The 9927-nt window shown below is 67.6% G+C and carries 10 protein-coding genes and 1 tRNA gene; 4 read left to right on the top strand and 7 right to left on the bottom strand.

From position 1 onward, the window contains the following. Nucleotides 1-66 precede the first annotated feature (66 nt). Both KN815_RS06140 and KN815_RS06145 read right to left on the bottom strand, forming a co-directional pair. Nucleotides 67-330: a hypothetical protein gene (locus tag KN815_RS06140; protein WP_216340719.1), complete on the bottom strand. Its 264-nt coding sequence runs from the start codon at nucleotides 328-330 to the stop codon at nucleotides 67-69. Then, nucleotides 327-680, bottom strand: coding sequence for a hypothetical protein (locus tag KN815_RS06145; protein WP_216340720.1), 354 nt, complete (start codon nucleotides 678-680; stop codon nucleotides 327-329). The genes KN815_RS06140 and KN815_RS06145 overlap by 4 nt, the downstream gene beginning before the upstream one ends. A 517-nt stretch (nucleotides 681-1197) precedes the next feature. Between KN815_RS06145 and KN815_RS06150 the strand changes: the two genes are divergently transcribed. Then, the gene (locus tag KN815_RS06150; protein WP_216340721.1) at nucleotides 1198-2220 is read left to right on the top strand and encodes a DUF4365 domain-containing protein; all 1023 of its coding nucleotides are present in this window, start codon (nucleotides 1198-1200) and stop codon (nucleotides 2218-2220) included. A 93-nt stretch (nucleotides 2221-2313) separates the two neighbouring features. On the opposite strand, the gene KN815_RS06155 is transcribed toward KN815_RS06150, so the two are convergent. The 3 genes from KN815_RS06155 to KN815_RS06165 all read right to left on the bottom strand — a co-directional run bounded on the left by KN815_RS06155 (nucleotide 2314) and on the right by KN815_RS06165 (nucleotide 3535). Continuing rightward, the gene (locus tag KN815_RS06155; protein WP_216340722.1) at nucleotides 2314-2955 is read right to left on the bottom strand and encodes a nucleotidyl transferase AbiEii/AbiGii toxin family protein; all 642 of its coding nucleotides are present in this window, start codon (nucleotides 2953-2955) and stop codon (nucleotides 2314-2316) included. After that, on the bottom strand, nucleotides 2955-3284 hold the full coding sequence (locus KN815_RS06160) for a hypothetical protein (RefSeq protein WP_216340723.1): 330 nt from the start codon (nucleotides 3282-3284) through the stop codon (nucleotides 2955-2957). The genes KN815_RS06155 and KN815_RS06160 overlap by 1 nt, the downstream gene beginning before the upstream one ends. A gap of 177 nt (nucleotides 3285-3461) precedes the next feature. Beyond that, a tRNA-Gly gene (locus KN815_RS06165) sits at nucleotides 3462-3535 on the bottom strand. A gap of 530 nt (nucleotides 3536-4065) precedes the next feature. On the opposite strand from KN815_RS06165, the gene dcd reads away from it, so the two are divergent. Next, the gene (gene dcd, locus KN815_RS06170) at nucleotides 4066-4641 is read left to right on the top strand and encodes a dCTP deaminase (RefSeq protein ID WP_078642588.1); all 576 of its coding nucleotides are present in this window, start codon (nucleotides 4066-4068) and stop codon (nucleotides 4639-4641) included. Between the two features lie 5 nt (nucleotides 4642-4646). After that, nucleotides 4647-5144 (top strand): phosphoribosyltransferase, encoded by a 498-nt coding sequence (locus KN815_RS06175; protein WP_216340724.1) that lies wholly within the window; start codon nucleotides 4647-4649, stop codon nucleotides 5142-5144. Nucleotides 5145-5257: 113 nt separating this feature from the next. Here KN815_RS06175 and KN815_RS06180 read toward each other — a convergent pair whose 3' ends face one another. Both KN815_RS06180 and KN815_RS06185 read right to left on the bottom strand, forming a co-directional pair. Further along, entirely contained in the window at nucleotides 5258-6211 is a 954-nt protein-coding gene (locus tag KN815_RS06180) for a Yip1 family protein (RefSeq protein ID WP_216340725.1), read from the bottom strand. A gap of 224 nt (nucleotides 6212-6435) precedes the next feature. Continuing rightward, nucleotides 6436-8097 (bottom strand): FG-GAP repeat protein, encoded by a 1662-nt coding sequence (locus KN815_RS06185; protein WP_216340726.1) that lies wholly within the window; start codon nucleotides 8095-8097, stop codon nucleotides 6436-6438. A gap of 459 nt (nucleotides 8098-8556) precedes the next feature. On the opposite strand from KN815_RS06185, the gene KN815_RS06190 reads away from it, so the two are divergent. Beyond that, the coding region (locus KN815_RS06190; RefSeq protein WP_253208792.1) for a PAS domain-containing protein at nucleotides 8557-9927 on the top strand (1371 nt) is incomplete at its 3' end.

Genomic DNA, 9927 nt, shown 5'->3' on the forward strand with positions numbered 1-9927 from the left:
CGTTCTGGCTCACCCCGCGGCAGCCAAGCGGGCCGATCGCATGCAGGCTGGTGCCGGAGTCGCTGATCAGCCGAGCCATGTGACTCGGGTGATCACAACCAGTTCGAGTCGCTCCGCGGCCATGAACATGAAGAAGCCCCGTCCTCCGAAAATGTCCTGTGTTCGCAGACCTCCGCCGTGCGGGTTTCCGCGACCGATGTCGACCGCGTCGCGGCCCAGGACCGTCAACTGCTCAGCCAAGCGTTCTACTTCGGCCACGACTTCGTGAGGCAGGCCGCCTACGACATGCTCGGCATCGGGGTCGTAGTCCCAGGTCCAGTTATCGCTCACGTGGAGATCTCGCGTTGCGCCAGGTCTGTGATCTGTCGCATCTCGGCGAGTGCGGAACGCAGGGCCTCGCGGTCCGTCGCTTCTTCCGCTACGGCTTCCAGTTCACGCAGGCGGGCCGCGCGCGCGGGGTAGCGCTCGATGGCAACGAATTCTCCCCACCACAGCAGGAAGGTGCGCAGCGGAGCGATAGTGCTCTGAGCGGCGGCTTGTTCAACCGCGCGGTCGAGGTGCTCGACGAAGGAAGGCAACTGGGCGGGGGCGATCTGGGCGACCGCTGCGCGGAGCGCTGCCGGAGTGAGCGCCGGCATGGGGATGAGGGGCCCGTCGGGGGCAGAGGGCTGCTCGGTCATCGGAACGTCTCCTGGGCGGCGGTCTGCGTGATCATCGTGCCGTTGTTGCGGACGCTGGGCTGAGCCTACGCCCGCGCCTCGTCCGCCACACAACACCCGACGCGTCTCGATCGCTCTGGCCCAAGTCTGATCGCGTTGTGCTGGATCACGGTGAGTCGGCGCGAGTTGCCCGGAGACCCCAGCGGCCCCGGGAAACGAAGCAGCCCCGGGCCGCTGGCCTGGGGCTTTGTGCTGGAGCGGGTGACGGGAATCGAACCCGCGCTCTGAGCTTGGGAATCACGGGGCATGGTGGGCATGAAACCGACCCTGACCTGCTGGAATGGATGACCTGGTCCGCTGCGGCACGGCTCGCCGCAGACCCTGTTTAACCGTGGTTCCCCGCTCCATCGGGCACGCATAGGGCACGGGCCGCCACGCCCCCCAAGCAGGGATGAACCAGCCGATACCGGGAGAGTGTCAGTACTGGGCCCTATGGTCGGCGCTGTATGGGGCGAGGGTGGATTGCTGGGCAGAGACCATGACGAAGGTGCCTGCAAGCCGGACGACGGAGAGGACCGCAGTCAATGAAACGCGCGCGCTTTTGGAGCGTCACGGCCACATCGTGCAGGAAGTGGAGGGCGGCAGTGACTTCGGAGAGGATTTATACGTCTCGTTCGTCCGAAATGGGAGACGAACCGGTGATCTGATTGCTGTCCAAGTGAAAGGTGGCCTCTCTTTCCGTAGAGCGTCTGGATATGCCGTCTCAACCCAAAAGCACGCCGATGACTGGAGAATAAGTAATGTGCCGGTCGTTTGTGTTGTTTATGATCCGGATATGAAGAAGCTCTACTGGGCCAACGCGTCACAGCAACTGCGGGTGGCTAAAGCGGACGGAAAGGCAATTCGATCGATTCGGGTCGGGGAATCTGACGTCCTGGATGATCGAACGGTAGATGACTTTGTTCGCGATGTGAGGCGATATATAGAGATCTCGGATGCCAGGGTTAGAGACGGGTTCAAAGAAGCCCAGAGACGCTTCGTTTTGCGGGCTGAGGGGATCGCGCTTAAAGACGCGCCGATTGGTGGCTACCCGAACAGGTTTTTCCTTCCCATGGCGCAGTGGATAGAGAAGCATCCAACCGCACTGATGTGGATGGTAGTTGCGGCGCTGCACCTTCTGGGTCTTGGGGTTCTTCTTATCATGTGGCCCATTCTGTGGCGGTTCGCGGAATCGTACGCAGCAGGGGAAACTTGGATGTGGATGGCCGTTCTATATGGATTTACCATCCTGAGTTCCGGACTCCTGTTGTATGAGGCAAGGCTTGGGCGGAATCCCATCGCGCTACGCGTTATGGCTTACGGGCCTATCATGTCGCTGTACTTCGTAGCGCTCGGTTCGGAAAAGTTCGGCTTGCATCTTGGAGAAGGTCCACTAAGAGGTATTGCCGACTCGACTCCTACCCTAATGAAGAATTTGATCTTCCTTACAATTGCGTCGTACGTCGGCAAGGAGATCGTGCGTCGGCGGCGCTTGAAAGCCGCCTATGGCGAACGCAATTGAGCAGATATGTGGGGCTTGGGCCCGGTGCTGATGACGACGGCTTCGGCGCGCGATGCGAAGTGTTGTGGAACGGTCGACAAGGTGGCGCGTCGTTCAGGGCAGATGCTGCTGCCAGTTGGCGAAGGTGTCGCGAATCGCTGCGGCTTCCTCAGGGGTGAGGTCGTAGGCGGCGAACTGCTTGTCGGTGTACCGCTGGATGCGGGCGAGTGAGTCGGCGAACATGCGACGGTCGAAGCCTGCGTCGTTCTGGGCGGCGAGGTCCATGAGTTGTTCGCGGGTGTAGCCGGCCTTCAATAGCCCCGCGACGTCGATGGCGTCGCGGACCTCGGCTCGGGCGAACAGTGCACTGGTCTTACCTGCGGCGACGTCGTCGCGGTGGAGTACCGGGCCGAGGTCGGAGTCGACCGGCGTGTGGTGCAGGAATTCAGCGACAAGCTCCACCTTGCTCTGTGTGCCTGAAGCTGGGTCGGTGACGTTCAACCTGGTGTAGGTGGGAGTCAGGTGGACCTGCTCGACGATGTATCCAGCGGCTTTGTAGGCGGTGGTGATCCGCTCCGCGGCCTGTTCCATCTCGCGGCTCGCTCGGTCGAACGGTGCGAAGAGGTCCACGTCGTCACTGACTCGGTTGACGATGTGGTGGGCCTGGACGGCGTAGCCGCCTGCGAGGGCGTATCCGTAGTCCTCGGCGAGAGCGTTCAGCCCGATGCGGATCAGTTGGCGGTGCAGGTCGTCCACTAGGCGGCCGCAGTCGTGGCGCCCGGTTCACGGAGTGCGGGGAAGCGGGCTTCCCACGCCGTCTTGACCGGGAGGGGGAGGAACAGGTCGTGCCACATCTTCCGCAGGTACACCGCGTCTAGATATGCCTCAAGGTCCTCGCGTGTCTGGGCCTCGCGGATGACGCGCTCGTACATCAGCCGGAAGTCTGCTTCGTCGGCCAGGTCGTAGACGTAGCGCGGGCCCCAGTCGATGTGGCGCGGCAGCGTGACACGGCCGGCCGTCGGTCCGCCCAGCTCGTCGAGCGACTCCGGCAGTACGTAAGGCTTCGCCGCTGCATACCTGCTCATGGGTCCAGCATGCCCGATGGGGACTGCTGAGCGCGTCGACAGTGCGGATCGGCGCACGAGCGAGTGAACGTGGCCGCCAAACACGCGCGACAGCCATCTGGCACGGAACGGGCACGGTGGCCTTTGAACCGTCTGGGCAACAAACAAGGCCCAGGTCGCTGACCTGGGCCTTAAGTATGGAGCGGGTGACGGGAATCGAACCCGCGCTCTGAGCTTGGGAAGCTCATGTTCTACCATTAAACTACACCCGCGAGGGGCGCCTGATCTCGGCGCCGCATCGTCGGACACTTTACCCCATGGCTGACCCCAGGCGCATTCGTCATGGGGTCTTCGTGCTGTTCGGGGTGGATTCTGGGGTGTTTTGGGGTGGAATTCTGGCGTGTGGGTGGGGCGGAAGCGGCTGTTGGGGTGCGGGAGTTGGGCGTACGGTGGGGGCGCGGAGTGCCGCGTGGAGTGGTGTGCGGTTGATCCCCTAATGTGGCTTTTGTCGTCCACGCCGTTCACGTTCTTGGGGAAGGGACTCAATGGAGCGCACCGTCGTCCGTTGTGCTGAAGGGCACGTATTCAGCACCGCCTCGTTCCCGATGCAGCACCTCACCGTCGACCGCATTGGTCCCGGCCGGTTGCTGCGGTGTCCGCGTTGCGCCCGGCTCCGGCACGCTGTGCCGGTGGGTGCCGAGAAGCGGTAAGCGGTAGCCGATGAAGCCGCAGGGTGCGGGCCCGGTCCGGTGGGGCCGGGCCTGTGCCGTGGGGGTGGGTCCGATGTGCGTATCCTCTTCGGGTGCTTCTCTCAGACAAGGACATCCGGGCCGAGATCGACGCCGGACGGGTGCGGATTGATCCGTACGACCCGGCGATGGTGCAGCCGTCGAGTATCGATGTACGGCTGGACCGGTTCTTCCGGGTGTTCGAGAACCACCGCTATCCCCATATCGACCCGGCGGTGGAGCAGCCCGATCTGACGCGGCTCGTGGAGCCCGAGGGCGAGGACGCGTTCATCCTGCATCCCGGGGAGTTCGTGCTCGCCTCGACGTACGAGGTCGTATCGCTGCCCGATGACATCGCCTCGCGGCTCGAGGGGAAGTCGAGTCTGGGGCGGCTGGGGCTGCTGACGCACTCCACGGCGGGGTTCATCGACCCGGGGTTCTCCGGGCATGTCACGCTCGAGCTGTCGAATGTCGCGACGCTGCCGATCAAGCTGTGGCCGGGAATGAAGATCGGGCAGCTCTGCATGTTCCGGCTGACCTCGCCCGCCGAGCATCCTTACGGTTCCGCCCATTACGGTTCCCGCTATCAGGGGCAGCGCGGGCCGACGCCCTCGCGGTCGTTCCAGCGCTTCCATCGGACGAAGGTATGAGCGGCATGGGTGAGCAGCGCGAGAACCTTACGTACGAGCGGTTCGGGGTCGCCGTCCGCGAGCTGGCGGAGAAGATCGCCGAGGATGGGTACGAGCCCGACATCGTGCTCTCCATAGCCCGGGGCGGGGTTTTCGTGGCCGGTGGGCTGGCGTACGCGCTCGACTGCAAGAACATCCACCTGGTGAACGTGGAGTTCTACACGGGCGTGGGGACCACCCTCGATATGCCCGTGATGCTCGCGCCCGTGCCCAACGCGATCGACTTCTCCGACAAGAAGGTGCTGATCGCCGATGACGTGGCGGACACCGGCAAGACGCTGAAGCTGGTCCGTGACTTCTGCCTCGGCTCGGTCGCCGAGGTGCGCAGCGCGGTGATCTACGAGAAGTCGCAGTCGCTGGTGAAGTGCGAGTACATCTGGAAGCGCACCGATCAGTGGATCAACTTCCCGTGGAGTGTCGAACCGCCCGTCGTGCGGCGGGAGGGGCAGGTACGGGACGCCTGATGGGTGATGGGCGCCTTACGGGTGCACTGGTGCCAAGCCCGTGCGGTGGCGCGTGAGATGAGGAAGGGGCCCGCGGCGCGGGCCCCTTGGTCGTGCGGAATGCGGTGGCTGCCTTACAGCGTCCCCAGCTTCAGCAGGCTCAGCAGGGCGATGAGCTGGAGCGCCGACGCGCCCAGCGCCTTCGGCCACGGCAGGTCGTGCGACTTGCTCACCATCGTGGTGAAGAGCGCGCCCGCGGCCAGCCAGGTCAGCCAGCCCACCACCTTCACCAGCGAGCTGTCGCCGCCCAGGAAGAGCGCGAACACCAGCCGCGGCGCGTCCGTGATCGACATGATCAGCATCGACAGGCCGATGGTCGGTGCCCAGGTGCCGTCGCCGCCCAACTGGCGGGCGAGGGTGTGGGTGACGGCGCCCAGGATCAGCGCGCTGATCACCATGGCGACGCCCGCGGTGAGCACCCACGGGATGCTGTTGCCCATGGAAGCGTTGAGGACGTCCTCACGGGCGTCGTCGAAGCCGAAGACCGCCAGCAGGCCGTAGACGAAGGTCACGATCAGCGCCGGGCCCCACACCGTGTAGTCCCGCATCTGCCAGAAGGTGGCCGACGGGCGCAGCACGATGCCGCTCAGCAGTTGCTGCCAGTGCAGCCGGGGGCCGGCGGGCGGGGCGGTGGAGGAGCCGGCGCGGTACGTCTGCCCGCCGTAGCCGTCGTCGTACGAACCGGGGGCCTGGCCGTACGGGTCGTACGCGTCGGGCGCCTCGCCGACGCTGAACTGCTGTGTATGGCCCGCGTTGTTGTCGGCGTAGCCGCCGCCCTGCCCGTACGGTCTCTGCCCCTGGCCATGGCCTCCGTGCCCGGGGCCAGGGCCGTGCCCGGGGCCGTAGTGCGGGTCCTGGCCGCCGAAGTACTCCGGCTCTCCCTGTGAGGAGGGCTGCTGCCACTGCGGCGGCTGCTGACCGCCGTACGGCTCCTGCTGTCCGTACGGCGACCGCGGCGGCCGCTGCTGCTGCCCTTGTTGCGCGGAGTGGGAGTCCCGTCCGCGTCCGATCCTGAATCCAGCCACCATTCGAACGTACCCGGTCGTAGCGGGCCGGGTGCGGGAGCTGTGTGGCGGACCAGGCTTTGCGGCCGAGCTGTGACATCCCTTAGGGGGTCCCCTATGGGTTTTCCCCCGGCGGCTCCTGAGGGTATCCGGTGTACCCGGTCGGTGTTCCCCCCGCCCTCGCAAGACCGCAAGACGTCCTCGCAAGACCTCCCCGCAAGACGCCCTCGCTCTCCCGGCCCGCCGCCCTACTGTCCGTCCGCCCCGAACGGCTTGCTGCTGAAGGCCGTCTTGTCCTTCGTGCCGTCCGTGATCCACCACCACTCGGGACGTTCGCCGTACCGCGAGAAGGCCAGCCCCGGGCCCCACGCCAGGACGACCTCGTCCTTACCGTCATGATCGAAGTCCGCGACGTCGTAGAGCCGGGCCGCGCGCTCGTCCTTACGGATCGTCTTGCCGTCCACGGCGGAAGGTGCCGCGCGGGTCAGGAGGTGACGCCCGGCGACGCGGGGTGTGGCGGTGTGGGAGGCCCGGCGCAGGGTGAGCAGCTCGACGCCGCCCCGGCCGAGCGAGACGGTCAGCTCATCGGTGCCGTCACCGTCGGTGTCGGCGGCGGCCAGCTTGCCCGACATCCCCGGCATCTTGAGAGGGCGTGGGTCAAGAGGGCGCGGATCGGCCCGCCCCGGCCGCGCCGTCCGCTTGTAGTAGACGCTCACCGTCTTACCGATGTCCGGCCGCTCCGTCTCGCCGCCCGGCTCGTCATTGCGGGTGCCGCTGTCGCCGACCGCGACATCGCGGCGGCCGTCGCCGTCGAAGTCGCCGAACGTGATCGCGTTGCCCTCGCGCAGCTTGCGGCCCTCCCTGCTGAGGCCGTGGGAGCCGGCGGCGAGGAGGGTGGAGCCGGACTGGTCGTTGTCGTTGACGGCGTGCACCACCAGATCGGTGGCGCGGTGGCCGTCGGCGCTGTGGGTGCCGGTGCCGTCCGCGGAGTGGCCATCGGCGGTGCCGTCCGCGGAGTCGCTGTCCGCGATGGTGTCCGCGATGAGATCGCCGATCTCGCCGTGGCCTTCCAGCGGGCTCGCGTACGGAACGGTCCGGGCGGCCTTGCCCGCCCGGTTGAACGGCCCGTACAGCACCAGCAGCGAGTGGCGGTCCGCACGGATCAGGGCCAGGTCGTGGTGGCCGTCGCCGTCGAAGTCGCCGATGGTCGGGCGCTGGGCGTCCACGCCGTCGTCCGGGCCGGTCAACTGGACGCGGGCGGCCGAACGGGTCCTCTGGGGGCCGCCGGGGCCACCCCAGGAGATGTAGGGGACGGTCCGGACGGTGGCCTGGGTGCGCTCCGTCTCGCGTTCGCCGAGGGCCTCGCCCGCCGTGGTGGTGACGTCGGCGTAGCCGTCGCCGTCCAGGTCGGCCGTGGCCACCTCGGTCGCGCCCGCGACGGTGACGTCCTGGGACGGCAGGCCGAGGTCGCGGTGGCGCAGCACGGTGCGGGTGGCGGGATTCAGACCGTGGGACGAGCCGTGGACGAAGGCGATCCGGCTGGGCAGCCCCTCTTTGCCGGATGGGACGGGGAGCCGCAGATCGGGATAGCCGTCGCCGTTGACGTCATCCGGCAGCCGGCTGCCCTTGCCGTGGGGGACGGGCGCGGTGGCGGTGGGGGTGATGACGGACCCGCCGGCGGAGGAGGAGCGCTCAGCCCGTGCGCCGCCGTCGTCGGGGCCGCAGGCGGCCAGCAGCAGCGCCAGACAGGCCGTACCTGCGGCGATGGAGGCGATGGAGGCGATGGAGGAGGCGGGGGCGACGGAGGAGGCGGAGGCGGTGGGGACGCGGAAGAGGGTGCGGAGAAGGGTGCGGCGTCGGGGGCCCGGGACGCGGCCGGGTGGTGCGGTGGGGGGAGGTGCGGGCGTCATCGGGCCACCTCAACCCATCAGGGCGGCTGAGGCCAAGGGGCGCGGCACTTCGTTACGAGTGTGATGCCTGGCGTTTCGTTCTCGTCCGCTCAATGGCCGTACGGGAGGACGCGGGACCGATCAGTCCGGTTGGCTGTAAAGATGACCTTTGGAGCACAAGGTCTGTCCAGGACATTTACCTATGCGTCGTCGGGCATGATCCTGTAGGGAATTCGTAACGTCGTTGTGAGAAGGGATACTTCACGGCCACTATCGGTAGTCGGTCGACGCGGAACTTCGACGCGGAAAAGCGGGGGCAGCCATGTGCTTAACGCACGGTGCGCGGATGACGGGTGAAGTGGCGAGACCGGCGAAAGAGGGCTCGGGCGGGGTGTAGTCGCGATGTCGGACGGGAGCGCTCGGCGCCCGGCGGCGGATGCCGCTCGCCCGCCACTGAGCGAGGGTGCTAGAAATAACGACATGGCCGGACTTTTCGGTCGACCATGGGTTCCGCTGGCCCGCACGATGAACGACTGGCGCCCACGGGGTCGGCGTGAGGGGCCCCGCTCGGCGTGGGAGCGACGTGGGCGGCGCGTTCAGCAGGACCAGCAGGGTCAGCGGGACCAGCGCGATCAATCCGATCCGCAGGGCTCGCCGGATCCCCATGACCACTGGGATCCGCAGGGCCGCCAGGACGCGTACGCCCAGCGGGGCCCGCAGGAGCGCTCGCCGGTGCGCATCGGCCTGACCGGCGGCGGATCCGGTCCCGGCTCCGGCCACGGCATCGCACACGGCCGCGGCTACGGGCGGCCCCGCCGGAACCCGGTGCGCGGCGTGCGCACCGTGGCCGGCCAGGTCTTCGTCCTGCAAGTGGGGGTCGTGCTGCTGCTGGTCGTCGCCGCCGTGGTGGCGCTCGTCCTACAGTCCCGCTACGACAGCGAGCGGGAGGCCCGTAACCGCTCCATGGCGGTCGCCGAGAGCTTCGCGAGCTCGCCGGGCATGGTGAGCGCGATCCGCGGGCCCGATCCGAGCGCCGTGCTCCAGCCGCTCGCCGAGCGCGCCCGCAAGGGCTCCCACGTCGACTTTATCGTCGTCATGACGCCCCAGGGGATCCGCTTCACCCACCCCAATCCCGCCCGGATCGGCAAGCACTTCATGGGCAGCATCCGCTCGGCGGCGGAGGGCCGGACGGTCCAGGAGACCTTCACCGGCACCCTCGGCCTGTCCGTGCGGTCCGTGGTGCCCGTCAAGGACAGCCACGGGAAGGTCGTCGGCCTGGTCGCGGCCGGTATCACGATCAAGAAGGTCAGCGGTGCGGCCGACCATCAGCTTCCGCTGCTGTTCGGCGCGGCCGCGGCCGCGATGGCGCTCGCCACGGCGGGCACGGCCCTGGTCAGCAGGCGGCTGCGGCGCCAGACCCACGGGCTGGACCCGGCCGAGATGACGCGGATGTACGAGCACCATGACGCCGTGCTGCACTCGGTGCGCGAGGGTGTGCTGATCGTCGGTGGCGACAGGCGGCTGGTGCTCGCCAACGACGAGGCGCGCCGGCTCTTCGATCTGCCGACCGATGCCGAGGGCCGGCTGGTGTCCGAGCTCGGCTTCGATCCGCACACCGCCGCGCTGCTGGTCTCCGGGCGCCCCGCCACCGACGAGGTCCATACGGCCGGTGAGCGGCTGCTGTCCGTCAGCCATCGCCCCACCGACCGCGACGGCGGCCCGCCCGGCAGCGTCGCCACCCTGCGTGACACCACAGAGCTGCGCGCGCTGTCCGGCAAGGTCGACCTCGCGCGCAACCGGCTCAAGCTGCTGTACGACGCGGGCGTCTCCATCGGCACCACGCTGGACGTG

Origin of the sequence: Streptomyces niphimycinicus (assembly GCF_018883605.1) — a bacterium.
Lineage (GTDB): Bacteria > Actinomycetota > Actinomycetes > Streptomycetales > Streptomycetaceae > Streptomyces > Streptomyces niphimycinicus.